This window comes from Rhodococcus baikonurensis, assembly GCF_040489275.1.
In the GTDB taxonomy this organism is placed as follows: domain Bacteria; phylum Actinomycetota; class Actinomycetes; order Mycobacteriales; family Mycobacteriaceae; genus Rhodococcus_F; species Rhodococcus_F baikonurensis.
Window position 1 is genome coordinate 1 of record NZ_JBEUOQ010000010.1, and the last position, 26,089, is coordinate 26,089.

Genomic DNA, 26,089 nt, shown 5'->3' on the forward strand with positions numbered 1-26,089 from the left:
ACTCACCCTCGCAGGTGGGAGTCGGTGTCCGTGTCGCTCTGACCTGGACAAAGTTACGCGAAGATCAACACAACACCAAATCGCCAGGTCAGAGCACTGCGGTCGGTAAACTTCACGGAACCCAGTACCTCTCGGCCAGTTCTTCGACGATCGGATCGCCTTCCTCGGCCTGTTCCAACGCTTCGAGGTCGTCGTTGATCGACACCAACCGGGGATCGTCACCCTCAGCTTCCTGGATCGGGTGCCGACCGTCCTCGGCGAGTTGCCTCAGCAGCTTTTCCTTGACGCGGGCTTTCAACGAATCAGCCATACCGTCAGCATGTGCCGCTCGTGCCCAGTTGTCGAGACCTACTCGTCGTCCTTCTTGCCGAAGACACGTCGTGCCGTCGGAATCAGGATGATCAGCGCGCCGAGCAGAACGATGAGCGAAAAAACCTGCAGTGCCATGTCGACCTCTTACCGTCACGCCGGCGCGAGCCAGCTCCCCCACGGGGTGTTTCGAACAACCGTAAATGCAACGAGAACTCCGAGCACCACGATCGTCACAGTCGGCCGAAGCACGATCATGCGATCCCGCGTGCCTTTCCAACGGCGCACTGTCCAACCGATCCACGCGATCACCAAGACCGCGATAAACGGCACGATCAAGACATTGCTGGACACTGCGGCGCCAAGATCCAGATTAGTCAGGTCGTTGACCGCACGAAGGCCACCACACGCCGGGCACCACAATCCCGTCAACGCGTACATCGGACAAACGCCGTAACTACCCGCGCTGTGGGGATCACGGAAGTGGAGTACCGCGGCGGCCGTCACCGCCACTGCAGCAACTCCGACGGGTGCGGCCAACGCGCGTCGTCGACGTGCGACCGCTTCCAACTCCATGACACCCACTGTAAGAGACCCCGGCAGCGACTAGCGCGCGCGAACGACTACCGACCGGACCACCATGTCGTGCCAGCACTGGCGCTTCGAGTCCCAGAGCGGCCAGAGGTAGTTGAGGAAGCAGGCGCCACCCAGGATCGCCATCATGATCCAACGAAGCAGCGCCATCACCGGGCCGAGAGGTACACCGTCGGACTCCCGAATCACCGAAATTCCCAGCCACTTCTTGCCGAGCGTCTGTCCGGTGTTCCCTTGCCTGAAGACGAGATTCCACACCTCGATCAAGAAGATCGCCAGTATTCCGACGACCATGACGATCACGCCGACCGGATTGCCGCCTTCCGCGCTCACGCTGCCGTCGTCGTATGTGGTCACTTCGGATCCGGAGAACGCGATCACCGCCCCGATGATCGCGAGGATGACACCCGGGAGCGGAACGACAAAGCCGTCGAGGATTGACGCGAGCACGCGAGAGATCCAGGTTGCGTACGGATAGGCGGGCGTCGGCGGCTGATAACCCTGCGGCGGCATCGGCGGCATCTGTCCGTACGGCGGCTGATTCTGCGATGGTTGGCCCGGTCCCCAGTTCTGATCCGACATCGAGGTCTCCCTGTTCAGGCACGTGTTCGCCGACCTCAGGATAAACCGCACATACGCAAGAATGAGAACTAACGACAAGAGCCCCACATCCGGATTTCCGGGTGTGGGGCTCTTGGCCGAGCTGCCTGAGAGAATCGAACTCTCGACCTTTTCATTACGAGTGAAATGCTCTACCGACTGAGCTAAGGCAGCGTGCCTTTCGGCGGTGGCGAGTCTATCTGGTCAACCCCCGGATCGCGAAAACGGGGGTCGGAAAGCGGCTCCGATGGAGGCAACCATCGCATCGAGCGCCCACTGCAACTTGACGTTGAAGTCGACAGCTTCGCGGCATTCGAGCACCGCTTCGATGCACTTGAGCAACCCCTCCGGGGACGTTCGGGCAGCGAGCTCGGCGGCCTGACGGGCCATGTCGGGATGGGTCGCCGTCGACGTCGAACCCAGTGAGTACGAAAGTGCATCCCTGTACATGCCGGCCAGATCGATCAGCGTCCGGTCGAGAAGATCACGGCGGGCCCGGGTGTCGCGCGATTTCTGACGCGCTTCGAGGTCCTTGATCAGACCTGCAGATCCGCGCAGAGTCCCTGCCGTTCCCTTGCCGGTACCACCGCCGCCCAAGGCGACCTTGAGTTCTTCGAGTTCCTGTTCCTTGAGCTCGGCGTAGAACGCCTTGGTGTCGGCCTCGATCGACTTCACCAAATTCTCTGCGGCCTTGTACGCCGTCGACGCCCCGATGGCGTCGGCAGCTAGCCGCAGCGAACGCTGACGCTCGTCCCGTGCGCTCTCGTCAGTGGCGAGACGCCGAGCCCGCCCGACATGTCCACCGCTGATCGATGCGGCGATTCTCGCCCGCTCGGGATCCAGCCCGTCGCGGTCGATCAATACCTGAGCGATCGATTCGACGGACGGCGTCACCAACGGCATGTGCCGGCACCGCGAGCGCAAGGTGACAGACATGTCTTCGGGATCGGTCGTGGGCGCGCAGAGCAGGATGACCGTGCGGTCCGGCGGCTCCTCGACAACCTTCAGGAGGGCGTTGGCCGCGCCTTCGGTCAAACGATCGGCATCCTCGACCACGATGACCTGCCATCGCCCTGTCGTCGGCCGCCGCGAAGCGATGTTGACTATCTCGCGCATGCCTTTGACGCTGATGCTCAGTCCGTCGGGGATGATCCGTCGTACGTCACCGTGGGTGCCGCCCATCGTGGTCGTACACGCATGGCACTCGCCGCACCCTGGTGCACCGTCGGAGGTGCACTGCAGGGCCGCGGCGAAGCAGAGAGCGGCCACCGAACGACCTGAGCCGGGTGGCCCGGTGAAGAGCCACGCGTGAGTCATCTCCGAGCCGCTGGAATCGCCACGAGCCGACAGTGCGGCATCGCGCAGGCTCTGCTCGACGTCGTGCTGACCCACCAGCCGACCGAACACACCTCGTTCGGCCACTTCAGTACTCATGCAAAAACCCTAACCGTCGGCACCGACGAAGCCTTACGAGTCCTTCTTCGCCGGAGCCTTCTTGGCTGCTGCCTTCTTTGCCGGCGCCTTCTTGGCTGCAGTCTTCTTCGCAGCTGCCTTCTTTGCCGGGGCCTTCTTGGCCGCTGCCTTCTTCTTGACCGGGCCGCGCGCACGACGATCAGCCAGCAACTCCGACGCACGAGCATCGGAAATGGATTCGACGTCGTCGTCCTTACGGAGGCTGGCGTTGGTCTCGCCGTCGGTGACGTAGGGACCGAAACGGCCGTCCTTGATCACCATCGGCTTTTCGCTGACCGGATCTACACCCAGCTCACGCAACGGAGGCGTTGCCGACGCCTGACGCCCACGACGCTTCGGCTCGGCGTAGATCTTGAGTGCCTCGTCGAGCGTGACGGTGAACATCTGCTCTTCGTTGGCGAGCGAGCGCGAGTCCGTGCCCTTCTTCAGGTACGGACCGTATCGGCCGTTCTGCGCCGTGATCTCTTCCTTCGATTCGGGGTCGACACCGACGACGCGAGGAAGCGAGAGCAAACGGAGCGCATCTTCCAAGGTGATCGTCGCCAAGTCCATGGACTTGAGCAGCGATCCGGTCCGCGGCTTGGGACCCGCGACCTTCTTGGCAGCCTTCTTCGCCGGCGCCTTCTTGGCCGCGGCCTTCTTCACCGCAGTCTTGGTGCTGCCCGAACTGATTTCCTCCGGCTCGGGAGCGGAGACGGGAACGATGTCCGGTTCCGGCTCGGCCGGCGGTTCGGGCAGGATTTCGGTCACGTAGGGGCCGAAGCGGCCTTCCTTCGCGACGATCTCGTGGCCCGTCAGGGGGTCGACGCCCAGCTTGCGACCCTCTTGAGGCGTCGAGAACAACTTCTCGGCGTACTCGGGAGTGAGCTCGTCCGGCGGCAGGTCGTCGGGAAGATTTGCCCGCTGCGAGATCAGATCGCCTTCGGGATCGTCCGGATTCTGAACAATGCGCTCGAGGTAGGGGCCGAAGCGGCCGACACGCACGTGAACCTCGCGGCCCTCGGCGTCGTCGAAGAGACGGATGGAGTTGACCTCGCGAGCGTCGATCTCCTCGAGGTTGACGCCGACCATCTTCTTCAGCCCGCCCTCGCGGGCAACCGAACCTTCAGCGCCTGTCTCGCCACCGAAGTAGAAGCTGCTCAGCCAGTTGCCACGCTGCTCACGGCCGCCGGCGATCGCGTCGAGGTCGTCTTCCATTCCGGCGGTGAAGTCGAAGTCGACCAGCCGGCCGAAGTGCACCTCGAGCAGTCCGATGACGGCAAACGCCACCCAGGACGGAACCAGCGCACTGCCACGTTTGTAGACGTATCCGCGATCGAGGATGGTCTTGATGATCGACGAGTACGTCGAAGGACGGCCGATGCCGAGTTCTTCGAGCGTCTTGATCAGGCTGGCTTCTGTGTAGCGGGCGGGCGGGTTGGTGCTGTGCCCGTCCGGATCAAGCTTGGTGGCCGTGACTTCCTGGCCCTTGACCAGTACCGGAAGCCTGGATTCGGCGTCGTCGGACTGACCGCCGGCCTCTTCGTCGACACTTTCGACGTAAGCCTTGAGGAAGCCGGCGAACACGATGGTGCGACCCGAAGCGGAGAACGTGCAGTCCTCGCCGGTACCTGCCGTGCCGGAGATGCGGAGCGTCAGCGTCGTACCGCGGGCGTCGGCCATCTGCGAAGCGACGGTCCGCTGCCAGATCAGTTCGTACAGCTTGAACTCGTCGGAATCGAGCTTGGAGTGCAGCTGACCCGGGGTCTGGAACACGTCGCCGGCGGGGCGGATCGCCTCGTGCGCTTCCTGCGCGTTCTTGACCTTGCGGGTGTACTGACGCGGCGTCGGATGCACGTATTCCGGACCGTACAACTCGGTGGCCTGCGCACGAGCGGCTGCGATCGCCGACTCCGACAGCGTCGTCGAGTCGGTACGCATGTAGGTGATGTAGCCGTTTTCGTACAGACGCTGTGCGATGCGCATGGCGCGCTCGGACGTGAAACGAAGCTTGCGGCCGGCTTCCTGCTGGAGCGTCGACGTCATGAACGGCGGGTACGGCTTGCGGGTGTACGGCTTGTCCTCGGCGGAGGAAACCGTGAGGTCGACGCCCTGCAACGCTTCCGCGAGACGACGGGCGTACGCCTCGTCGAGCACGGTGACCGCGCTGCCCTTGAGCTTTCCGTCAGCTCCGAAATCACGGCCGGAGGCGACACGCGAACCGTCGACGGAGACCAGGCGAGCACCGAAACTACGCGGGCTGGCCTCTGCACCGGCGTCGAGCGTCGCGGAAATGTCCCAGTACGACGCCGACTTGAACGCCATGCGCTCGCGTTCACGCTGGACGATGACGCGAGTGGCCACCGACTGGACGCGGCCGGCCGAGAGCTTCGGCATGACCTTCTTCCAGAGAACCGGGCTGACCTCGTAACCGTAGAGACGGTCCAGGATCCGGCGGGTTTCCTGAGCGTCGACGAGGTCGGTGTCGAGTTCGCGGGTGTCTTCGGCAGCGGCACGGATTGCCGGCTCGGTGATCTCGTGGAAGACCATTCGACGAACCGGAATCTTGGGCTTGAGAGTCTCGAGGAGATGCCAGGCGATTGCCTCGCCCTCGCGGTCGGGGTCAGTTGCGAGGAAGAGCTCGTCGGCGTCCTTCAACAGAGACTTGAGTTCGGCGACCTTGCCCTTCTTTTCCGGGCTCACGACATAGAGCGGCTCGAAGTCGTGATCGACGTTGACGCCGAGACGGGCCCACGACTCGCCCTTGTACTTGGCCGGAACATCCGCTGCGCCGCGCGGCAGGTCGCGAATGTGACCGACCGATGCCTCTACGACGTAGTCCTTACCGAGGTAGGGAGCGATTTTGCGCGCCTTGGTCGGTGACTCGACGATCACGAGGCGACGAGGGTTACCGGACGCTCCCTGACCGCTGCCGTTGTCCGCTTTAGCCACCTGCTGCCCGAGCCTTCCTTTGGACGTTCACTGCCGTCGGCAGATCTTCAGAACTAGACGTGTGGAGCAAGTTATACCCCGTGTCTCTCTTTACAGAGTGACATACCCGCAAGACATTCGTGCAGATCAGTACAGTATGGGCTCCGTCGGACACGCGGCATGATCACCGTCGGACACGCGGCATGAGCACCGTCAGACGTGTGGCCAGGCCACCGAAGTGTCGACGTGTTTCGGCGCCTCACCGAGGTATTCGACGAGCTTTGTCAGTCTCTTCTTTCCCGACACACGGAGCCCCGGGCCCGGTGTCCGGTTACCCAGTTGGGTCGGCGCGATACCCACTCGCATCAAGGCCTGAGCGAGCGGTGCGTGCGTCTCCTTGGCATGGGGGTCGAGGCCGAACACGAATCGCTCGCCCCCTTCTTCGAGCCGGCCGGCCGCGACGGCCCACACCCGGAGTTGGCGGGAGTTCGGTACCCAACCGACCGGCACCGCCTTCACTGCTCCCTTGGTCCACTGCACGGACAGCGGAAGGAGCGCGGGGGTCGACTGAGTTCGGACGAGTGGGCTGCCTTCTTCGCTGCGCGTCACCTCGGCCCCGAGTCCGCACTGCGCGATCAACTCCGCAACGGCCTGCGCCCTCCAGTCCCGATCCACGACGATCGAGATCCGGGCGCGGTCCTCCGAGGTCACGACCTGACCTGGTCCGGCCAGCATTCCGGCGAGGTCCGTCACGGCAGGTGGAATCGACTCGGCAGAGAAAAAGGACAGTTGGCTCACAGAGTGAAACGTAAGCCACGAAGGCAGTGACGGCATAGACGACCGGCCGACGACCGGCCATGGTCGAACCGCTGCGTGTATTACATCGGACAGAGAAAGTACTGAATCAGCCCGAAAAGATTTGTCCCCCACCGCACGGGTGCGATGGGGGACAAATACTGTCCGAACTAATCGCTCAGCGAGTGAGCGGAAAAATCAGACCGCGCGAACGCCGGTAGCCTGGGGACCCTTGGTACCCTGGCCGACCTCGAACTCCACACGCTGGTTCTCCTCGAGGGTACGGAAGCCGTTGCCCTGAATTTCGGAGTAGTGAACGAAGACGTCTGCGGAACCGTCTTCGGGAGCGATGAAGCCGAAGCCCTTTTCAGCGTTGAACCACTTCACAGTGCCCTGTGCCATGCTTTTCCTTCTCTTTCTAACACCGGATTCGGTGAACAGCCCTTACAGTCCACCGGGCCGGTTCCGACCGCTGTACGTCTTTATTTCCCCCTCAGGAAAGGCAGAGCACCGCGCCCGCAACAACGATCCTGCGAGCGTGCACTTTCTCAAGCCTACGAACACAGAAGCTGCGACCGATTGTCAGTCAACCATGTTCTCCGCGTGCACAACAGTCGAAAAGGGAACTAAAAACGTTAAAAGTTCGCTACGAGAAAAACAGCCCACGATCGTGGTTTCCCGCTTGCGCGCCGACCACCCGGTTCCACCAAGACCATCGGCCGTTGCGTATCATCAAAACTGCAGGTAGCGACAGTTTCCGATTGCCGCCACACCCCAACGCCGAGCCCGGAGAGTCACGTGAACGCACCTTCCCCGATCCCCGCCCCGGGAGGGAAGCCTGGCGAGACCTACGGGCAGATGCTGCTCGATCGCGTCGTCGCCGGGGTCAGTGGAAGCGAAAAACCACTGATGTTCACCGCGCAGTTACCTGCTCGCGTAGCCGAGTTCACCGAATGGCCGGATTGGGTGCACCCCAGCGTCGTCCGCGCGCTCGCCGAGCACAGCGTGCGGTCCCCGTGGATCCACCAGAGTGAGGCCGCCGACCTCGCGTACGAGGGAAAACACGTGGTCGTGGCCACCGGAACGGCGTCGGGGAAGTCACTGGCATACCAACTCCCGGTGCTGACGGCCATGGCGACCGATCCGCTCGCAACTGCCCTGTACCTCTCTCCCACCAAAGCGCTGGGCTCGGATCAACTGCGAGCAGTGCTGTCCCTCACCGACTTCGACGTCGAACTTCGCAGCACGAACGCCAGTGCGTACGACGGCGACACCTCGCAGGAACTCCGCACCTGGGCACGCGAGAACTCACGCTGGCTCTTCACCAACCCCGACATGATCCACATTTCGCTGCTCCGCACCCATCAGCGATGGGCGCACTTCTTCCGCAACCTGAAATACGTGATCATCGACGAATGCCACTCCTACAGGGGAGTCTTCGGGTCCAACGTCGCGCTCGTGATCCGGCGACTACGCAGAATTGCAGCCCGTTACGGCGCCGAACCTACCTTCATCCTGGCCAGCGCGACCACAGCAGATCCCGGCGCGGCGGCCTCGCGGCTCATAGGCGCACACTGCACCGAGGTCACGGAAGACGGATCGCCGCACGGCCCACGCACCGTCGCACTGTGGGAGCCGCCACTACTCGAGGCATTGACCGGCGAAAACGGTAGCCCGGTACGACGTCCCGCGGGCGCGGAAGCAGCCCGGATCATGGCGGACCTCATGATCGAAGGCGCCCGTACTCTCACCTTCGTCCGCTCCCGCCGCGGCGCCGAACTGACCGCGATGGCCACCAAACGTCTACTCGCCGAGGTGGACCCGGACCTCGCCGAGCGAGTCGCGTCGTATCGCGCCGGATATCTGGCCGAGGACCGTCGCGAACTGGAAGCTGCACTCGCCGACGGCACACTGCTGGGCGCAGCCACCACCAACGCACTGGAGCTCGGCGTCGACATCGCGGGCCTCGACGCCGTTGTCGTGGCGGGCTTCCCGGGCACCGTCGCCTCGTTCTGGCAGCAAGCCGGTCGCTCGGGGCGACGCGGCGAGGGTTCACTCGTCGTGTTGATCGCACGCGACGATCCACTCGACACCTACCTCGTTCACCATCCGTCGGCGGTACTCGACAAACCCGTCGAGGCGACGGTGACAGATCCCGGAAATCCGTACGTCCTGGGCCCGCAATTGCTCTGTGCTGCAATGGAACTCCCACTCTCCGATGCCGAGGTGGACGCATTCGGCGCTCTCGAGGTTCTCACCAGACTGTCGGAGGAAGGCAAGATCCGGCGCCGAAAGCACGGATGGTTCGTCACCGCCGATTCGAACCCCCACGGCTCTCTGGACATTCGCGGCGGTATCGGAACTCAGGTGGCCATTGTCGACGGTGAATCCGGCCGGATGCTGGGCACTGTCGACGCGGGCCGCGCACCGGCAACAGTCCATCCCGGCGCCGTGCACATCCATCAAGGCGAGACCTACGTCGTCGACGAACTGGACCTCGACGTCGGACTCGCATTGGTACACACCGAGAATCCGGACTGGACCACCTCGGCTCGCGAGACCACCGAAATCACGATCACCGAACAACTCGAGCACAAGAACTACGGAGACATCGCCGTCGCTCTCGTCCAGGTCGAGGTGACACATCAAGTCGTCGGGTACCTACGACGGTTGACTTCGGGTGAAGTCCTCGACTCGATCGAACTCGACATGCCCGCACACACTTTGCCCACCAGGGCAGTGATGTACACGGTCACACCGGAACTGCTCGAATCCATCGGGGTGCCGCCCGAGCGGTTCCCCGGATCATTACATGCCGCCGAACATGCCGCGATCGGTCTGCTGCCGCTGGTGGCGATCTGCGACCGCGGAGACATCGGCGGAGTATCGACGGCGATGCACGCGGACACCGGACTCCCGACGGTCTTCGTCTACGACGGTCATGCCGGCGGCGCCGGGTTCGCCGACCGGGGGCACAGCGAACTGTCACGATGGCTCACCGCGACGCGCGACGCCATACTGTCCTGCGAGTGCGCTCACGGATGCCCGTCCTGCGTCTATTCACCCAAGTGCGGCAACGGAAACGATCCGCTGGACAAGGACGGCGCGGTCAAGGTTCTGACCGCCGTCATCGATACGATCAGCTGAGACGCGATCAGCTGACCGGACCCGCACGGGCGTAAGCCTGCGCATCACTGATCCCGAAGCCCGACAACAACACCGGTGCGCGTATCTCGACCACTACATCCCACCCCTGCACCTCACACTCCGCGAGCACCGTACGCATACGCTCCGCGATCGCCGCGGACATCTCACACGCCGCCTCGTCACCGCCGTCCAAGGCACCCGCACCGCCGAGAGCCGACAGATCAGCGGCCGATTGCGCCGTGTGCCGGGCCACCACCGCGGACCCGACATGCAACATCCCACCAGTCACCATCACGATCGCTGCCAGAACGCAGCACGCCAGAACCGTGGCAACACCTTCGTCCTCACGTAGGTTCACCCCTCTTCCACCCCTGACTCCACAGCTGCCACCGCCTCGGAAGAAATGTCGACCAACGGCAGCAACGTACTCTCGGCGCTGACAACGGCAACGGCAAAGCCGTCCACGATCTCCACCGAGATCGACGCATCTTCGGGTGCGATCCGACGGGCCGTGGCAACCGCAGACTCACGATCACCACGTGCCACCAACCGCGCGGCCTCACGAGCGGCGTCGACACACCGAACCTGCATCGACACCGCGAGGACACCACCGATACACAGCACGACCACCGTGACGATGGAAGCCAGAGCAATCGCGGCCTCCACCGTCACGGCGCCGTCGTCGGCTTGCCGAATACCTCTCGTGGACAACATCACACAGCTGTCTTGAGAGCCTTGTCGATGATGCCTGTCAGTGCCGAGACAATGGAGTCGCCGGTGACAACGGTGTACAGGACGGCTCCGAACGCCGCGGCCGCAATCGTGCCGATCGCGTACTCGGCGGTGGACATGCCGTCGTCCTCCGTTATCAACAGCGCAAATCTAGCCGACACCGTCCTGAGCGTCTTCGAAATCATTTCTCCCCCTTCAATCGAAACCTGCGGCAGCACCTCTGCCGCAGGAGCTTTCACACGGATCCGGCTCACAGCAGGCCGTTACCGAGCACAGTCGTGGCAAGCCCGATCACCACCGGAACAATGCCCAAGGCGATGAAGGCCGGCAGGAAACACAGTCCGAGCGGACCGCTGATCAACACTCCCGCGCGTTCGGCCGCGGCAGCAGCCAGATCCTCGGCGTCACCTCGACTACGCTCGGCAAGTTCGGCCGTGGACGCGGACAGCGACGAACCCGAACGGGCGGAACGCCGAGCCATTCTGGCGAGCGCCTCGGTATCGGGATCGAGAGCGGCTTCGCTCCACGCGGTGTCGGGATCTGCACCGAGCGCGAGGAGGTCGGCGACGCGGCGAAGCGAGTCGGCCATCGGTTTCGGCGCGGTCGACGCCATCGCTGTGATCGCGGCGGAGACTGGAAGCCCCGCTCGCAGGCAGGCCCCGAGTAGGTCGAGACTTGCGGCAACTGCGAGTGGATCCGGCTTGCCAGGCACCGAACCCGAAACTTCTGTTGTTGTGTCTGCGACCAGAATCCCCGCTGCTCTGGTCGAAGCGCCGCGCCGAGTGGGAATGATCGCGAGCGACAACGCCATCACCGCCACCGACATCCAGGTCACGACGCCACCTTCGCGGTGATCCGATCGGTCCAGAGCAGACCAGCTGAGACACAGGCAGTTCCGATCACGAGTAGCACACCGCCGAGCCCACCTCCGAGTAGCACACGCAACGGCGACGCACCCATCAACTGTCCGAGGCCGACCCCCAGTAGCGGTAGAAAAGCCAGCACCGCAGCGGTCGCCCGAGCGCCCGCCAACCCGGCCTCGGTGCGCTGACGAAAGCGTCTACGTCCCAACATGTCCGTCCGGACGGCTCCGAGTAGTTCAGCCAGAGCCAGACCGTGTTGGTCTGCGACCCGCCAGACGGATCCGATGCGGAAGAACTCTCTCTCGATGCACGAATCCGGTACCGCGAAGGCCGCTGCGGCAGAACCCCCGAGACGTGCCCTGGCCCCAGCGGACCGGAAAACCGCGCTCACTTCGCCGGTACATTCCTCGCCTGCAACAGAACTGGCCGCTGCAGGATGCGCACCGACGCTCAGCTCGGCGATCAGCACCTCCAGACCGGAGAGCAGCATCTTCTGTGAGAGTCCCCGGTTTTCGGCCGCCTTCGCGCGTCGCCCGCGAAAGATCAGAGTTCCGCCGAGGACGACCGCCGCGAACCCTGCCGGAAGACCTCCGAGAACCCACGTTGCCGAAATCGCGAGAAATGCGGCGACGAACTGCCACGGAATCTGCCGGGAGGGCTTGCGGACGCTCGGGGCGTACGTAGCGAGCCGAGCACGTGAATCCCGCACCGGCGCAATCGAGACCGCCAACGCGAAGGCCAAGAGGGAAACTGTCACGTCCCGACCTCTCGATTGCGAAGCCGGAACATCCGCTCGAGCCGCTCACGACCCGAACCGCCGTCCGGCCATGCCTGCATGATTTGTACGTATCCGTCCGCACCGCGGTCGATGACGCCGATCTGTTCGAGACGCCTCGATCCGTCGGCCAACCGATGCACGTGCAGGATCACTTGAACCGCCGCGGCAAGTTGACTGTGCAACGCGTGGCGATCCATACCGCCGAGCGCAGCCAACGCCTCGAGTCTGGCCGGCACCTCTTCGGGCGAATTGGCGTGAACGGTGCCGGCGCCGCCGTCGTGGCCGGTGTTCATCGCCGTGAGCAGATCCGTCACCTCTGCACCGCGGACCTCACCGACGACGATGCGATCGGGACGCATCCGTAGCGCCTGCCGAACCAGATCGCGCACCGTCACCTCTCCGACACCCTCGACGTTGGGAGCTCTGGCGACGAGGCGGACGACGTGCGGGTGCGGCGGCGCTAGTTCGGCCGCGTCCTCGACACAGACGATTCGCTCGCGAGGGTCGACCGCGCCGAGCATGGCGGACAACAACGTGGTCTTTCCCGCGCCGGTCCCGCCGATCACCAGGAAGGCCAAGCGAGAAGAGATGATGTCATCGAGGAGTTCGCGGGCGTCCGGTTCCACGGCGCCGTGAGCACACAGCGCGTCGAGACCCTGGGTTGCGGGCCGCAGCACTCTCAGTGACACGCAGGTTCCGCCCTGGGCCACCGGTGCGAGCACGGCATGAAGTCGTACCCCGAAGTGCCCGTCGCCGACGCCCCGCAGGCGGCCGTCGACCCACGGTTGAGCGTCGTCGAGGCGTCGGCCTGCCGACAGTGCCAACCGCTGCGCCAGTCGACGCACAGCTGCCTCGTCGGTGAACCGGACCCCCGACCTTTCGAGGCCGACCCCGCGGTCCACCCAGACCTGATCCGGCGCTGTCACCAGTACGTCGGCGACACCGGGTTCGTGCAGCAGTGGTTCGAGCGGCCCTGCGCCTGTCAGTTCCGTCTGGAGCACCCTGACGACCTCCAACAGATCCGTGTCCGCCAGAACGCCGGAGGACTCGGCTCGCACGGCGTCGGCAACGGTGGCCGCCGTCGGCTCGGCGACCGACGACGCCGTCAGCCGCTCGCGAACTCGGTCGAGCAGTTCCGTCGTGACCAACGCACTCATGCTGCAGCCCTGCGCGGGCGTGCGCCGGATTCGACGGCGTCGAGTACCGCTGTTGCCACCGCACTCAGCGGACAACCACGGGTCAATTCGAGGCCACCACGCTCGAGCATCGGTGCCAGCGAGCGGTGGCCGCGCATCACGGCCGTCAGGGGCAGCCCGAGCATGTCTGCCACATCGGCACCGCGTAAGCCTCCCGGCGCCGGCCCACGCACGACGAGCCCGACGTTGGAGTTGTGTCGGACCACCCAGGCTCCGACCTTCTCGGCAGCGACGCACGCAGCCACGGTGGCCGGAACCACCACGAGGACCGAATCCGACATCTCCAACACGGCCTGACCTACCTCGCTGGGATGACGTGGCACGTCGCACACCACCAGTCCGCCTGAACTGCGGCCTGCGTCCAGCACAGCGCGAACGGCGGTCACCGACGGACCGTCGATCTCGCGGCGACTGCTCGCCAGAACCCTCAGGAACTTCCCCTTTGCCGGCAGTGCATCGCGCAGCGCATCCGGGGCCAGCCGCCCGCCCTCGACGGTCAGTGCACCCCAACGCAATCCGGGGGTCGTCTCGACACCCAACAGCACGTCGGCGCCCGAGCCGAGCGCGTCGACGTCCACCAGTAGCGTCGGGACGTGACGTGCCGCCGACGTCAACGCGACAGCCGCGGCTGTTACCGAGGCTCCTCCGCCACCACAGCCACCCACCACGCTCACGACGTTGCCGTCACCACTCACCTCGACGTGGTCGGCCAGAACTGCGACCAGCGCGTTCTCTTCTTCCGGCAAGGACAGAACGCTGTCGGCTCCGATCGCGGTGGCGCTCTTCCAGTCGTCGACGGTCGGTGTGCCGTCGCAGACGAGGAACACTCGCGTCCGTTTGGGGGAACGAGCCACAGCATCCCGCGCAGCCGACGCGTCCAATACGACCGCCGAGGCCCGGTTCCACTGTTGTCGGGACACGGGATGCTCGGCCTCGTCGAGACGGCGGTCCACCGCCGCAGCGACCCGTCGCACGCTCGCGAGGACCTTCGCGTCCTCGACGAGAACCAGAATGTGAGCTCCGGTTTCCGGAGAGTTGATCGTCGTGTTCATGACTGCAGAGCCTGAACGAGCGCGAGTACCGAAAACAGTGGGTCGAGAGAGCCTGTGGACAACTACGAAGGTGTGGAGAAACAGGCCTGAGACAGAGAACGACCCCCGCCAATGGGGGGAGGAGGCGGGGGTCGTCTGAGTTCAGCCCCGGGGGGTCGGGCTGAACTAGTTCGAACGAATCGAACAGCAACGATCTTACACCCGCCATTGGCGAGAAACGCAAGCCTGAGCTGCACTGAACTGCTGTTTTTCGCCGCAAGAGGACGCTTGCCGAGGAGCACACGAACCGCCTGTCGGACTATCCTCGTTCCTGTGACCGACAAGCCTGCGAACGGACTGAATACCGGGCGGACAGCCGCTTTCTTCGATTTGGACAAAACGATCATCGCGAAGTCGAGCACCCTGGCGTTCAGTAAGCCCTTCTTCGCCCAGGGTCTGATCAATCGACGCTCGGTTCTCAAGAGCAGCTATGCACAATTCCTGTTTCTGCTGTCCGGCGCCGATCACGATCAGATGGAGCGCATGCGCGAGCACCTGACGGCCATGTGCGCGGGTTGGGACGTGGAACAGGTGAAGGCCATCGTCGCGGAGACTCTGCACGACATCGTCGACCCACTCGTCTTCGCCGAGGCGGCCGATCTGATCGCAGATCACAAGCTGCGTGGACACGACGTCATCGTGGTGTCGGCGTCGGGCGAGGAAATCGTCGCGCCGATCGCCCGAGCCCTCGGCGCCACCCATTCCGTGGCGACGTCGATGAGGGAAGAAGACGGCCATTACACCGGCGAGGTCGACTTCTACTGCTACGGCCCGGGCAAGGTCGAGGCGATGGAAAAACTCGCCGCGGAATACGGCTACGACCTCGCCGCCAGTTACGCCTACTCCGACTCGGTGACCGATTTGCCCATGCTCGAGGCAGTCGGACATCCCACCGCAGTCAACCCCGATCGTGCATTACGCAAGGAAGCGGCCGTAAACGGTTGGCCCATACTGACTTTCTCGAACCCAGTCTCGCTTCGCGCGCGATTGTCGGCGCAGTCCACGACGACGGTGGCCACAACTGCAGCGGTGGGAATCGCAGCTTTGGTGGCCGGCGCCATGACCTTCGGGCTACTGCGTCGGAAACGCTGAAATCCAATGCCCACAAACAAAAATTGGTACTTGCTGTGAGCCCGGACACAGGGTACAAAGGAGTTACGGAAGAACGGAAGGCCAGGAACGGCTCGGAAGAGAAGGACCGTTTCCCCAACCGAAATTCCTAGCACGGGCACTAGGGCACCCACGCGGAGCACAAGCCACTATAAGGGCAGAAGCGTTGTGGGCCTGCGAGATTCGTTCAATTTGAGCGAGGACCCCGCACCGGTTGCGGGGACGACCTCAGAAAGTGCGATCCCTCGCCGAGGCCACCCACACAACCCACCGAGCACGCTTGGTAACGAGTAGTCCGTGCTGACGGGCGGCGAAGTCGATTTATCGGCAGCGCCGCCCGTTCGTTATGTTCCAGCCTCGCCCTGTTGCAGATTATCCAGTCGCCGCGTCGGCGATCGAAGTCGCTTCTCGCGCACCGGCTTCGAGAGCGCCGCAGCACAGAATCACCCAGCTGCCGACGCCCGCCGGATTTCCCGAAGCGAATCCAGCCGCGCCGTCCGTGTACGCCTGCGGCCGCCGAAGCCAACTGACCTCGGGGACTCCTAGATTGTGCGGATCCAACCCGGACGAGACCGCAACCAGACGCGAGGCCGCACGGGCGACGATGCCGTCAGCCGTGCCGAACGGGCTCAGCGCCAAGAGTTCTCCGTGTACAACGGCCGCCAGAACCGGAGCCGGCGCACTGGTCCCGCCTGTCACGAGTTGTGCGAGAGCGTCCAACCGCTCCCCCACTCCGCGATCCGACCGTGGCCGTCCCAGTTGATCCGCGTCCTCGACGAGGTCTGCCGCGGCCAGCAGGTGCAGCCGGGCCAAAGCCTGCAGCGGGGCGCGCTTCCACGTCGACTCCATGAGGGGAAGACTGTCGCCGTCCAGAGCCTGAGCCACGCGCAGAGCACCCGCGAGAATCGGATCACCGGCCATGCCCTCGGCCGGCAATTCGGTGGTGCCACCGGCCAGCGATGCGGAAGCTCGCGCAGCGCGAACCGCGGCTTCGGCGGCAGTGGTGGGCCAACCGCGACGGTTGGTCTTGTGCCGATGAACCTCCCCCAGAGCGTCGCGCGCATGATCGGCAGCGGCGCGTACACCTGGAAGATCGACGAGGGGCTGCAAAGGGTCCGTCACGATCAACGACGGTACCCTTGCAGCCCCTCTGCGGACTTGCCTACCTACCTGTTGCGTCAGCTTCCCAGCGTGATGGAACCGCCGGGAATCGCGTCGAGCAACTTGCGGGTGTAGTCCTGTTGCGGATTTCCGAACACGTCGTCGATCGGTGCCGATTCGACGATCGAGCCACGCGACATCACCAACACGTTGTCCGCGATCTGACGAACCACGGCCAGGTCGTGCGTGATGAAGAGGTACGTCAACCCGAACTCTGCTTGCAGGTCGTTGAGCAGGGTCAAGATCTGATCCTGCACGAGCACGTCGAGAGCGGAGACCGCCTCGTCGCAGATCACGACCTCCGGTTGCAGTGCCAACGCTCGCGCAATTGCGACGCGCTGACGCTGTCCGCCGGAGAGTTCGTTCGGGAACCGTCGCATGACCGACTGGGGCAGACCGACCTTGTCGAGAAGTTCGCGGACGCGAGCCTCACGTTCGGCTTTGGTCCCGACCTTGTGGGTACGCAGCGGCTCTTCGATCGTGCGGTAGATCGAGTACATCGGGTCGAGCGTGCCGTAAGGGTTCTGGAAGATCGGCTGCACTCGGCGACGGAACGCAAAGGTTTCCTTCGCGCCGAGTTTCGCCACGTCCTGGCCGTCGAAGACCACGTTGCCTGCGGTGGGCTCGAGCAAGCCGAGAACCATCTGCGCGACCGTCGACTTACCGGAACCCGATTCACCGACGATCGCCGTCGTGGTTCCGCGGCGGACCTTGAAAGACACGTCGTTCACGGCTGTGAAGTCGGTGGTCTTGCGGAAACCCTTGCGCAGCTTGAACACCTTGGTCAGATGATCGACGACAAGAACGTCGTCGGTCGCCTTGCCGAAGGACTCTGCCGCACTTTCCTCGGCCTTGACCGCTTCGGCTACCTCTTCCGCCTGTTCGCGAATCTCGGCGCGCGCCACCGACGAGCTGAGACGCTTCGACGCCAACGACGGCGCAGCGGCAACCAGCTTCTGTGTGTACGGATGCTGCGGACGCTTCAGGATCTCCAGTGCCGGACCGGATTCGACGATACGACCCTTGCTCATCACGATCAGATGCTCGGCACGCTCGGCAGCCAAGCCCAGATCGTGCGTGATGAGCAGAACCGCGGTGCCGAGTTCCGTTGTCAGACCGTCGAGGTGGTCGAGGATCTGACGCTGGACGGTGACGTCGAGCGCCGACGTCGGCTCGTCCGCGATCAGGAGCTTCGGACGAGCGGACAACCCGATCGCGATGAGTGCGCGCTGGCGCATACCGCCCGAGAACTCGTGCGGGTACTGCCCCAACCGGCTCTCGGCTTCGGCGAGACCTGCCTCCTCGAGCAGTTCGGCGGCGCGAACCTTGGCGGCCTTGCCCTTGGCGATCCCGTTGGCAGCCAGTGCTTCCTCGATCTGGAAGCCCACTTTCCACACGGGATTCAGATTCGACATCGGGTCCTGCGGAACCAAACCGATCTGGCTGCCCCGGATATGGACGAAGTCCTTCTCCGAAACCTTCGAGATGTCCTTGCCGTCGAAGATGATCTCGCCTGCCGTCACCTTGCCGGTGCCGGGAAGCAGATTGATGATCGAGTGTGCGGTGGTGGACTTGCCCGAGCCCGATTCGCCGACGATGGCGACCGTCTGTCCCGGGTACACGGTCAGGCTGACGCCTCGAACTGCCGGAACCGGACCGGAATTGGACTGGAACGACACCTCGAGATCACGAATCTCGAGCAACGGAGTTTCCTCCGAGGTGAGAGTTTCCTTGGTGGTCATCGTGCTCACCGCTTCCGCGACTTGGGATCGAGGGCGTCGCGCAGAGCGTCACCCATCATGATGAATCCGAGAACGGTGATCGCCAGAGCCGTTGCCGGGTAGAACAGAATGGTCGAACCCTGACGCAGCGTCACCTGAGCGTTACTGATGTCTCCACCCCACGAAACCTCGGTGGACGGAAGACCGATACCGAGGAAGGACAGCGTCGCCTCGGCAACGATGTACGTACCGAGCGAGATGGTGGCCACCACGATGATGGGCGCCAACGAATTCGGGATGACGTGGCGGATCAGTGTCTTGAGCTTCGAGACACCCAACGCTTCCGAAGCCATGACGTAATCGTTGTTCTTCGCCGAGATCACCGCGCCTCGAGCAATTCTTGCCATCTGCGGCCAGCCGAAGAGCGCCAGGACGCCGACGACGGTCCAGATCGTGCGATCGGTGAAGAGCTGCATCAGGACGATGGCAGCGAGGATCAGCGGAATACCGAAGAAGATGTCTGCGACACGGGAGAGGATCGAATCGGTCCATCCGCCGTAGAAACCGGACAGCGCACCGAAGATCACGCCGATCACCAGCACCGACGCAGTGACACCGACGCCCACGAGTACGGATGCGCGAGCACCGTAGATGGTGCGCGAGTACACGTCACAGCCCTGGCGGTCGAAACCGAACCAGTGCCCTGAGGTCGGCCCCTGCATGCTGTAGGTCAGGTCGCAGAACCGCGGATCGGTGCTCGTGAACAAGCTCGGAAACGCTGCGATGACGATGACCGCGAGGATGATGATCGTCGAGATGATGAACAGGGGACGCTTGCGTAGATCGCGCCACGCGTCGGTCCACATGCTCGTCGGCGCCTGATCGAGTTTGACGGCGTCCGTCTCCCCCGGTGCCGCAACTTCGGGCGGTGCCACGAAATGACTTTGCCGGACGACGCGTCCGGTCTTCACGGTCTCAGACATAGCGGATCCTCGGATCGAGCGCGGCGTACAAGAGGTCGACGAGCAGATTCGCGATCAGGTAGATCACGATCAGGATGGTGACGAACGAAACCACCGTCGGCGCTTCACCTCTGGTCACGGCCTGGTAGATCGTGCCGCCGACGCCGTTGATGTTGAAGATGCCCTCGGTGACGATGGCGCCGCCCATCAACGTCGCGAGGTCGGCACCCAGGAACGTGACCACTGGGATCAGCGAGTTGCGCAACACGTGCACGCGAACCACTCGTCCGCGGGAAAGTCCCTTGGCGGTAGCGGTGCGCACGTAATCGGCAGTCAGATTCTCCGCCACGGACGTTCGGGTCAGTCGCAGTACGTACGCGAACGAGACCGAGCCGAGAACCAGTGCCGGGAGAAGGAGATTCGTGAAACTGGTGTTGCCACCGACCGTCGGCGGGACGATGCCCCATTTGACGCCGATGAAGAACTGAGCCAGGAAGCCGATCACGAAGATCGGGATGGCGATGAGAACGAGGCTGAACAGCAGGACGGTGCTGTCGAAGAATCCGCCCTTACGCAGGCCGGCGATGAGGCCGAAGCCGACACCGAAGACCGTCTCGACGATCAGTGCCATGAAGGCAAGTTTCATCGTGATCGGAAATGCCTGTGCCAGAACTTCACTGACAGGTCGTCCGGAGAACGACGTGCCGAAGTCCAGCGTGAAGATGCCCTTCAGGTACAGCAGGTACTGCTGATAGAAGGGGAGGTCGAGGTGGTAGCGCTCCCGAAGCTGTTGTGCAACAGCCGGACTGAGCGCCTTGTCGCCCGCCAACGCGGCAATCGGATCACCGGGAAGCAGGAAGACCATGGCGTAGATCAGAAGAGTGGCCCCGAGAAAAACCGGGATCATTTGAAGCACTCGGCGACCGATGTACCAGAGCATCGGATCACCTCCTTGTCGATGATCGTGTACGTCAGCGGACAGTCCGGTGTGAACACGAGTTCGGGACGGCAGGCAGGGCGCCTGCCGCCCCGAACTCACGTTTCAGATGCGGATCGTTCTACGCGTCAGTTCTTTTCGATGTCTTCGTAGACCGGAACACCGTTCCAGCTGATGGTCACGTTGGAGACGTTCTCCGACCATCCACTGGCAGCGTTGCGGTACCACGTCGGAACTGCGGGCAGGTCCTTGAGCAGGACTTCCTGAGCCTGATCGAGCAGTTCCTGAGCCTTGGCCTGATCGGTCTGGCCGGCCGATTCGCGCAGGAGGCGGTCGAACTCAGGGTTGGAGTACTCACCGTCGTTGGAGCTGCCGCCGGTCTGGTAGTTCTGCGCCAGGAAGCCGTACTGCTGCGGGTAGTCACCCTGCCAGCCGGAGCGGAAGGAGCTCTGGATGGTGCGGTTGGTGGCTTCGGTGCGGATCTGAGCGAAGGTGGCGTACTGCTTGCCCTTCGCGTCGATGCCGAGGGTGTTGCGGATGCTGTTCGCCGTGGCGTCGACCCATTCCTGGTGTCCGCCGTCCGAGTTGTACGCGATCTCGAAGCTACCGGTCCACGGAGCGATCGCGTCGGCCTTCGCCCAAGCGGCCTTGGCTGCCTCGGGATCGAACTTCAGGTTGCCGTTGCCGGTCAGCGAGTCGTTCCAGCCCTTGATTGCGGGGCTGGTGAAGTCGAGTGCAGGCGTCCTGGTCTTGTTGAAGATCTGCTGGGTGATCTGATCGCGGTTGATCGCCATCGAGATCGCCTGACGGCGGAGCATGCCCTCTTCGCCGCTGAAGTGCGGCAGGCGACCCGGGATCGTGAACGTCTCGATGGTTGCCGACGGCTGGTTGACGGTGCGTCCGGGCAGGTCCGACTCGAAGGTCGTGACGGCGCTCGGCGGAACCTGGTCGAGAACGTCGACGTTGTTGGCCAGGAGATCGGTGTACGCCGTGTCCAGGCTGTTGTACATGATGAAGTCGACGCCGGCGTTCTTCGGCTTACGGTTGCCGTTGTAGTCCGGGTTCACGACGGTGTCGATGCGGACGTTGTGCTGCCACGCGCCGGTTCCGTCGAGCTTGTACGGGCCGTTGCCGATCGGGTTCTCACCGAAGGCGGTCATGTCCTTGAACGCGACCTCGGGCAGCGGGTAGTACGCCGTGAAGCCGAGGCGATCGGGGAACGCCGACTCGGGCTGCTTGAGTTCGATGGTGAAGGTGGAATCGTCCACGACCTTCAGACCCGACATGGTCTGTGCCGTCGGAACCTCGGCGGCAACTTCGTCGTAGCCCTTGATCGGGTCGAAGAACGAAGCCTGGAGCTGAGCGTTGGTGGAGAGGGCGCCGTAGTTCCACGCGTCGACGAACGACTTCGCGGTGACGGGGGTGCCGTCCGTGAAGGTCCAGCCGTCCTTGAGCTTGACGGTGAAGTTCTGACCGTCGGTGCTCTCGATGGACTCGGCAACCTCGTTCTCCGTACCGCCGTCAGCGGTGTACGAAACGAGACCGGAGAACAGCGAGTCGAGGACGCGGCCGCCCATGTTCTCACTCGTGTTCGTGGGGATCAACGGGTTCTGAGGCTCGCCCGCCCAGGCGTTGACGACGCCACTGGACGATCCGCCCGACGAATCGCCGGACGAACATGCCGTGATCAGCACTGCCGTCATTCCGAGCGCGACCGCGCCGGTCGCTATGCGTGAGATACGCAAAGGAATTCCTTCCACATCTAAGTGACCCCGAGCATGCTCGCGGCCTGCCGACAGCCGTAACTGCCGGCGTCGTGTCGCCTACAACTGAAAGTGAACGTGACTTCGAGTTGCGGTCGAATAATGGTTTGACAATAGACACATCGAGCTCGAAGCGCGCACCGCACCCATTGTTGGAAAATTGGGGGTAATTGAATTCGGGCACATTCATTCGTCGGCGGAAGCGACCACCCGTCGCATCGATTCGACCGATCGTCGCAGGACAACGGGTTGCAACGTGATGCAACGGTGCGTTTGAGCGAGCTTGTGACTACCCTCACACGGAGTCAGAAAAGTGTCGATCAATGTGGAAAGAAGGCCGTCAGCCATGACAAGCGCAGCCGAAACAGACGTCCCCCAGGCATATCCGCCGAGCGCAGAGTTCGCTGCGGCCGCCAACGCGGGACCGGAGTTGCAGGCTGCCGCAGATACCGACCGCCTCGCTTTCTGGGCGAATCAGGCTGAGCGCCTTCACTGGCACGAGAAATGGACCGACGTCCTCGACTGGACCGACGCCCCCGTCGCCAAGTGGTTCGTCGGCGGAAAACTCAACGTCGCCTACAACTGCGTCGACCGCCACGTCCTCGCCGGCAACGGCGACCGCGTCGCCATTGCATTCGAAGGCGAACCCGGCGATTCCCGCGATCTGACCTACAACGACCTCCTCGCCGAAGTCAGCCGCGCCGCAAACACTTTCACCGACCTCGGCCTCGTCGCCGGTGACCGCGTCGCGATCTACATGCCGATGATCCCCGAAGCGATCGTCACCATGCTCGCCTGCGCCCGCCTCGGACTGACCCACTCGGTCGTCTTCGCCGGATTCTCCGCCACCGCCCTACGCTCACGCATCGACGACGCCCAAGCCAAACTCGTCGTCACCGTCGACGGCCAGTGGCGACGCGGCGCCGCAGCACCCATCAAAACAGCGGTCGACGAATCCGTCGACGGCGCCGACTCCGTCCAGAACGTGTTGGTGGTCAACCGGACCGGCATCGACGTCGACTGGACCGACGGCCGCGACCTGTGGTGGCACGAAACCGTCGCACAAGCCTCACCCGAGCACGAGGCGCAGGCCTTCGACGCCGAACATCCCCTGTTCATCCTCTACACCTCCGGCACCACCGGTAAGCCCAAGGGCATCATCCACACCTCCGGCGGCTACCTCACCCAGGCGTCGTACACCCACCACAACGTCTTCGATCACAAAGCCGGACAAGACGTCTACTGGTGCACCGCCGACATCGGCTGGGTCACCGGACACTCCTACATCGTCTACGGCCCCCTCTCCAACGGCGTCACCCAGGTCGTCTACGAAGGCACCCCCAACTCCCCGAACGAGCACCGCCACTTCGACATCATCGAGAAGTACGGCGTCTCCATCTACTACACCGCACCCACCCTCGTGCGCACCTTCATGAAGTGGGGCCGCGAGATCCCCGACGCCCACGACCTGACCTCGATCCGCCTCCTCGGCTCCGTCGGCGAGCCCATCAACCCCGAAGCGTGGCGCTGGTTCCGCGAGGTCATCGGCGGCAACAAAGCACCCATCGTCGACACCTGGTGGCAGACCGAAACCGGAGCGATCATGATCTCCCCACTCCCCGGTATCACCGCCACCAAACCCGGATCCGCCATGGCACCCCTGCCCGGCATCTCCGCGAAGATCGTCGACGACGACGCCAAACCCCTCGGCCCCGGCGGCAACGGCTACCTCGTCCTCGACGAACCGTGGCCGGCGATGCTGCGCGGCATCTGGGGCGACATGGACCGCTACCGCGACACCTACTGGTCCCGCTACGCCGAAGAAGGCTGGTACTTCGCCGGTGACGGCGCCAAATACGACGACGACGGCGCACTCTGGGTCCTCGGCCGCGTCGACGACGTCATGAACGTCTCCGGCCACCGCATCTCCACCTCGGAGGTGGAATCAGCACTGGTCAACCACCACGGCGTCGCAGAAGCCGCCGTCGTCGGCGCCGCCGACGAGACCACCGGACAGGGCATCGTCGCGTTCGTGATCCTGCGCGAAGGCGTCGAAAACACCGGCGACGTCCTCATCGCCGAACTCAAGGCTCAGGTCTCCACCGACATCAGCCCCATCGCCAAACCACGTCAAATCACCATCGTGCCGGAACTGCCCAAAACCCGATCCGGCAAGATCATGCGCCGCCTCCTGCGCGACGTAGCCGAAGGCCGAGACCTCGGAGACACCTCAACCCTGGTCGACCCCAAGGTATTCGACGCAATACGCGGCAAATAAGGCCTTCGGCCCCGTGCGCCTTTCTGGTAGTCCCCCTACCAGGAAGGCGCGCAGGGGCGGAGCCCCTCTCGCAGCTTCACTTCCTCTTTCGACGTCAGCCAGGACTCCTCGGCCACGCGAATATCTGCAGCAACCCGCTTGTGCAAGGACTTTCCGCGCGAGGAGAGAAACACGCGCACCTTCCGGCGGTCGTCCTCGCCGACTTCCCGATAGATGAGCGCGAGCGAGACCAGCTTGTCCGCGACCCGCGTCAGCGTGGGAGCCGGTGTTCCCGTTCGATCGCGCAACTCAGCCATCGTCAGCCCCTCGGTCGACGCCAAGGCTTCGAGCGTCATCCAGTGATCGAGAGTGAGATTCTCTGCGGCCAGCGTCTTCTCCGCCGCCGCCGCGGCCATTCGGGCTGCTCGGACCAGCGCGGTCGTCAACGACGCATCAAGAATTCCGGAGTCACTTTTTCCCACTGATCGCTCCCCCGCTGTTGCGTAGTTCACACTTCTCGGGCAATACTTTCAAATGAAATGATAGTAACCCAGGCCAGGCCGCTGACTTCCGATTCCGGCGGCGACGCATGAGCGCTACCGGCGCGCTCGAACGCGCGCGCAGCGCGGTATGGCGCCTGGGCATGGTGGTTCCCCTCCAAGGGCCGGCCGGACTGTTCGGCCCCTCCTGCGAAGCAATCAGCGAGCTGGCCGCCCTCGACCTCAACAACTCCGGTGGCGTACTGGGACGCGAAGTGCAGATCGAAGTGATCGACGGCGGCGCGACGCCGAACGCCGTCGCCGCCCGCGTGCAACAGCTTCTGGACGCAGGCGCCATCGACGCCGTCAGCGGTTGGCACATCTCCTCGGTCCGCCACGCACTCGCTCCAGTGGTCGCGGGCCGCATTCCGTACTCGTACACCTCGCTCTACGAGGGCGGCGAGGAAAGGTCCGGCATCTACTGTTCGGGCGAAACCCCGAGACAGCAGATCGCACCGGCACTGAAGTGGCTGCGCGACAACGTCGGAGCGCGCAAGTGGTTCGTCGTGGGTGACGACTACATCTGGCCCCACAGCTCACTCGGGGCCGTGAGGCAATTCGCCACCGAACTCGATCTCACCCTGGTCGGCGGTTCGTTTGTCGATCTGGGGCGCGGCAACATGAAGCAGTTGGTCGAGACCGTCTCGAACTCCGCTTGCGACGGCGTGATCATGCTCCTCGTCGGGCAGGACGCCGTCGACTTCAACCGAGCCTTCGCCCGCCGAGGCCTCGACGAGTCGATGATCCGGTTCAGCCCGTTGATGGAAGAAAACATGCTGCTCGCAAGCGGGCCGAGAGCGACCCGCAACCTGTTTGCCTCCGCCGCGTACTTCCGCTCGATGGTCGACGGCAACTCGATGGATCTACTCGGGCGCTACGTGGCGCTGCACGGCGCGCACGCCCCAGCATTGAACAACGCCGCCGAGTCGTGTTACGAAGGGATACACACCCTTTCGGCCCTGGTTCGACGCGCCGACAGCACACGTCCACACGACCTCGACGCCGTCGTCGAAGGCGCCGCATACGACGGGCCTCGCGGAACCGTCGAGTTTCGCGATCGTGTTGCACGACAGAAGATTCAGCTCGCCGTCGCCGACGGACTCGACTTCTCGATCATCGCAACGCTCTGAAATCTCCTCTCGAGATCCACC

24 protein-coding genes and 1 tRNA gene are annotated in these 26,089 nt (G+C 63.8%); 4 read left to right on the plus strand and 21 right to left on the minus strand.

From position 1 onward, the window contains the following. Positions 1 to 112: 112 nt before the first annotated feature. The 8 genes from ABWI03_RS21795 to cspE form a co-directional block, all read right to left on the minus strand. Positions 113 to 310, minus strand: a complete 198-nt coding sequence (locus tag ABWI03_RS21795; RefSeq protein WP_003946112.1) for a hypothetical protein — start codon at positions 308 to 310, stop codon at positions 113 to 115. Between the two features lie 152 nt (positions 311 to 462). After that, positions 463 to 885 (minus strand): DUF2752 domain-containing protein, encoded by a 423-nt coding sequence (locus ABWI03_RS21800; protein ID WP_124566771.1) that lies wholly within the window; start codon positions 883 to 885, stop codon positions 463 to 465. Between the two features lie 30 nt (positions 886 to 915). After that, positions 916 to 1,485 (minus strand): RDD family protein, encoded by a 570-nt coding sequence (locus ABWI03_RS21805; protein ID WP_298776211.1) that lies wholly within the window; start codon positions 1,483 to 1,485, stop codon positions 916 to 918. Between the two features lie 119 nt (positions 1,486 to 1,604). After that, a tRNA-Thr gene (locus ABWI03_RS21810) sits at positions 1,605 to 1,677 on the minus strand. 30 nt (positions 1,678 to 1,707) lie between these two features. Then, positions 1,708 to 2,937, minus strand: a complete 1,230-nt coding sequence (locus ABWI03_RS21815; protein WP_095973514.1) for a DNA polymerase III subunit delta' — start codon at positions 2,935 to 2,937, stop codon at positions 1,708 to 1,710. Between the two features lie 33 nt (positions 2,938 to 2,970). Further along, positions 2,971 to 5,907: a type I DNA topoisomerase gene (gene topA, locus ABWI03_RS21820; RefSeq protein ID WP_298776214.1), complete on the minus strand. Its 2,937-nt coding sequence runs from the start codon at positions 5,905 to 5,907 to the stop codon at positions 2,971 to 2,973. Between the two features lie 192 nt (positions 5,908 to 6,099). After that, positions 6,100 to 6,684, minus strand: coding sequence for a hypothetical protein (locus ABWI03_RS21825; protein WP_003946106.1), 585 nt, complete (start codon positions 6,682 to 6,684; stop codon positions 6,100 to 6,102). A 195-nt stretch (positions 6,685 to 6,879) separates the two neighbouring features. Then, complete coding sequence (cspE, locus tag ABWI03_RS21830; protein ID WP_003946117.1) at positions 6,880 to 7,083, minus strand: transcription antiterminator/RNA stability regulator CspE; 204 nt, start codon at positions 7,081 to 7,083, stop codon at positions 6,880 to 6,882. A 456-nt stretch (positions 7,084 to 7,539) separates the two neighbouring features. On the opposite strand from cspE, the gene ABWI03_RS21835 reads away from it, so the two are divergent. After that, a complete protein-coding gene (locus ABWI03_RS21835) occupies positions 7,540 to 9,828 on the plus strand; it encodes a DEAD/DEAH box helicase (protein ID WP_095973512.1) in 2,289 nt (762 codons plus the stop codon). A 7-nt stretch (positions 9,829 to 9,835) separates the two neighbouring features. On the opposite strand, the gene ABWI03_RS21840 is transcribed toward ABWI03_RS21835, so the two are convergent. The 7 genes from ABWI03_RS21840 to ssd form a co-directional block, all read right to left on the minus strand. Then, positions 9,836 to 10,186: an Rv3654c family TadE-like protein gene (locus ABWI03_RS21840; protein ID WP_200312940.1), complete on the minus strand. Its 351-nt coding sequence runs from the start codon at positions 10,184 to 10,186 to the stop codon at positions 9,836 to 9,838. Then, positions 10,183 to 10,542 (minus strand): TadE family type IV pilus minor pilin, encoded by a 360-nt coding sequence (locus ABWI03_RS21845; protein ID WP_296556407.1) that lies wholly within the window; start codon positions 10,540 to 10,542, stop codon positions 10,183 to 10,185. The genes ABWI03_RS21840 and ABWI03_RS21845 overlap by 4 nt, the downstream gene beginning before the upstream one ends. Continuing rightward, positions 10,542 to 10,745 (minus strand): DUF4244 domain-containing protein, encoded by a 204-nt coding sequence (locus ABWI03_RS21850; RefSeq protein ID WP_200312939.1) that lies wholly within the window; start codon positions 10,743 to 10,745, stop codon positions 10,542 to 10,544. The genes ABWI03_RS21845 and ABWI03_RS21850 overlap by 1 nt, the downstream gene beginning before the upstream one ends. A gap of 65 nt (positions 10,746 to 10,810) precedes the next feature. Next, complete coding sequence (locus tag ABWI03_RS21855) at positions 10,811 to 11,395, minus strand: type II secretion system F family protein (RefSeq protein WP_200312938.1); 585 nt, start codon at positions 11,393 to 11,395, stop codon at positions 10,811 to 10,813. Continuing rightward, positions 11,392 to 12,180, minus strand: a complete 789-nt coding sequence (locus ABWI03_RS21860; protein WP_200312937.1) for a type II secretion system F family protein — start codon at positions 12,178 to 12,180, stop codon at positions 11,392 to 11,394. The genes ABWI03_RS21855 and ABWI03_RS21860 overlap by 4 nt, the downstream gene beginning before the upstream one ends. After that, positions 12,177 to 13,358: a TadA family conjugal transfer-associated ATPase gene (locus ABWI03_RS21865; RefSeq protein ID WP_200312936.1), complete on the minus strand. Its 1,182-nt coding sequence runs from the start codon at positions 13,356 to 13,358 to the stop codon at positions 12,177 to 12,179. Before ABWI03_RS21865 ends, ABWI03_RS21860 begins: the two co-directional genes overlap by 4 nt. After that, positions 13,355 to 14,449 carry a septum site-determining protein Ssd gene (gene ssd / locus ABWI03_RS21870; RefSeq protein WP_298776218.1) on the minus strand — a complete coding sequence of 365 codons (1,095 nt, stop codon included), beginning with the start codon at positions 14,447 to 14,449 and terminating at the stop codon, positions 13,355 to 13,357. The genes ABWI03_RS21865 and ssd overlap by 4 nt, the downstream gene beginning before the upstream one ends. Before the next feature lie 312 nt (positions 14,450 to 14,761). On the opposite strand from ssd, the gene ABWI03_RS21875 reads away from it, so the two are divergent. Next, positions 14,762 to 15,580, plus strand: coding sequence for an HAD-IB family hydrolase (locus ABWI03_RS21875; RefSeq protein WP_019746641.1), 819 nt, complete (start codon positions 14,762 to 14,764; stop codon positions 15,578 to 15,580). A 390-nt stretch (positions 15,581 to 15,970) separates the two neighbouring features. Here the strand turns inward: ABWI03_RS21875 and ABWI03_RS21880 are convergent, their stop codons facing one another. The 5 genes from ABWI03_RS21880 to ABWI03_RS21900 all read right to left on the minus strand — a co-directional run bounded on the left by ABWI03_RS21880 (position 15,971) and on the right by ABWI03_RS21900 (position 22,124). Then, positions 15,971 to 16,720 (minus strand): Fic family protein, encoded by a 750-nt coding sequence (locus ABWI03_RS21880; protein WP_020905979.1) that lies wholly within the window; start codon positions 16,718 to 16,720, stop codon positions 15,971 to 15,973. 56 nt (positions 16,721 to 16,776) lie between these two features. Continuing rightward, positions 16,777 to 18,501, minus strand: a complete 1,725-nt coding sequence (locus ABWI03_RS21885; protein ID WP_095973517.1) for a dipeptide ABC transporter ATP-binding protein — start codon at positions 18,499 to 18,501, stop codon at positions 16,777 to 16,779. Positions 18,502 to 18,506: 5 nt separating this feature from the next. Continuing rightward, positions 18,507 to 19,463: an ABC transporter permease gene (locus ABWI03_RS21890; protein WP_095973504.1), complete on the minus strand. Its 957-nt coding sequence runs from the start codon at positions 19,461 to 19,463 to the stop codon at positions 18,507 to 18,509. Further along, positions 19,456 to 20,382: an ABC transporter permease gene (locus tag ABWI03_RS21895; RefSeq protein WP_095973503.1), complete on the minus strand. Its 927-nt coding sequence runs from the start codon at positions 20,380 to 20,382 to the stop codon at positions 19,456 to 19,458. The genes ABWI03_RS21890 and ABWI03_RS21895 overlap by 8 nt, the downstream gene beginning before the upstream one ends. A gap of 125 nt (positions 20,383 to 20,507) precedes the next feature. Beyond that, a complete protein-coding gene (locus tag ABWI03_RS21900; RefSeq protein WP_095973516.1) occupies positions 20,508 to 22,124 on the minus strand; it encodes a peptide ABC transporter substrate-binding protein in 1,617 nt (538 codons plus the stop codon). Between the two features lie 364 nt (positions 22,125 to 22,488). Here ABWI03_RS21900 and acs point away from each other — a divergent pair, with 364 nt between their 5' ends. Continuing rightward, positions 22,489 to 24,420 (plus strand): acetate--CoA ligase, encoded by a 1,932-nt coding sequence (gene acs, locus ABWI03_RS21905; RefSeq protein ID WP_095973502.1) that lies wholly within the window; start codon positions 22,489 to 22,491, stop codon positions 24,418 to 24,420. A 35-nt stretch (positions 24,421 to 24,455) separates the two neighbouring features. On the opposite strand, the gene ABWI03_RS21910 is transcribed toward acs, so the two are convergent. Then, a complete protein-coding gene (locus tag ABWI03_RS21910) occupies positions 24,456 to 24,881 on the minus strand; it encodes a MarR family transcriptional regulator (protein WP_037137389.1) in 426 nt (141 codons plus the stop codon). A 107-nt stretch (positions 24,882 to 24,988) separates the two neighbouring features. Here ABWI03_RS21910 and ABWI03_RS21915 point away from each other — a divergent pair, with 107 nt between their 5' ends. Next, a complete protein-coding gene (locus tag ABWI03_RS21915) occupies positions 24,989 to 26,068 on the plus strand; it encodes a substrate-binding domain-containing protein (RefSeq protein ID WP_298776221.1) in 1,080 nt (359 codons plus the stop codon). Positions 26,069 to 26,089 lie beyond the last annotated feature (21 nt).

Excerpts from the sequence above, each read along its gene's own strand:
- ABWI03_RS21845 (WP_296556407.1), bottom strand. The coding sequence starts at position 10,542 with ATGTTGTCCACGAGAGGTATTCGGCAAGCCGACGACGGCGCCGTGACG.
- ABWI03_RS21895 (WP_095973503.1), bottom strand. The coding sequence starts at position 20,382 with ATGCTCTGGTACATCGGTCGCCGAGTGCTTCAAATGATCCCGGTTTTT.
- ABWI03_RS21915 (WP_298776221.1), top strand. The coding sequence starts at position 24,989 with ATGAGCGCTACCGGCGCGCTCGAACGCGCGCGCAGCGCGGTATGGCGC.
- ABWI03_RS21805 (WP_298776211.1), bottom strand. The coding sequence starts at position 1,485 with ATGTCGGATCAGAACTGGGGACCGGGCCAACCATCGCAGAATCAGCCG.
- ABWI03_RS21835 (WP_095973512.1), top strand. The coding sequence starts at position 7,540 with ATGCTGCTCGATCGCGTCGTCGCCGGGGTCAGTGGAAGCGAAAAACCA.
- ssd (WP_298776218.1), bottom strand. The coding sequence starts at position 14,449 with ATGAACACGACGATCAACTCTCCGGAAACCGGAGCTCACATTCTGGTT.
- ABWI03_RS21885 (WP_095973517.1), bottom strand. The coding sequence starts at position 18,501 with ATGACCACCAAGGAAACTCTCACCTCGGAGGAAACTCCGTTGCTCGAG.
- cspE (WP_003946117.1), bottom strand. The coding sequence starts at position 7,083 with ATGGCACAGGGCACTGTGAAGTGGTTCAACGCTGAAAAGGGCTTCGGC.
- ABWI03_RS21850 (WP_200312939.1), bottom strand. The coding sequence starts at position 10,745 with ATGATTTCGAAGACGCTCAGGACGGTGTCGGCTAGATTTGCGCTGTTG.
- acs (WP_095973502.1), top strand. The coding sequence starts at position 22,489 with ATGACAAGCGCAGCCGAAACAGACGTCCCCCAGGCATATCCGCCGAGC.
- ABWI03_RS21795 (WP_003946112.1), bottom strand. The coding sequence starts at position 310 with ATGGCTGATTCGTTGAAAGCCCGCGTCAAGGAAAAGCTGCTGAGGCAA.
- ABWI03_RS21890 (WP_095973504.1), bottom strand. The coding sequence starts at position 19,463 with ATGTCTGAGACCGTGAAGACCGGACGCGTCGTCCGGCAAAGTCATTTC.
- ABWI03_RS21815 (WP_095973514.1), bottom strand. The coding sequence starts at position 2,937 with ATGAGTACTGAAGTGGCCGAACGAGGTGTGTTCGGTCGGCTGGTGGGT.
- ABWI03_RS21800 (WP_124566771.1), bottom strand. The coding sequence starts at position 885 with ATGGAGTTGGAAGCGGTCGCACGTCGACGACGCGCGTTGGCCGCACCC.
- ABWI03_RS21865 (WP_200312936.1), bottom strand. The coding sequence starts at position 13,358 with ATGAGTGCGTTGGTCACGACGGAACTGCTCGACCGAGTTCGCGAGCGG.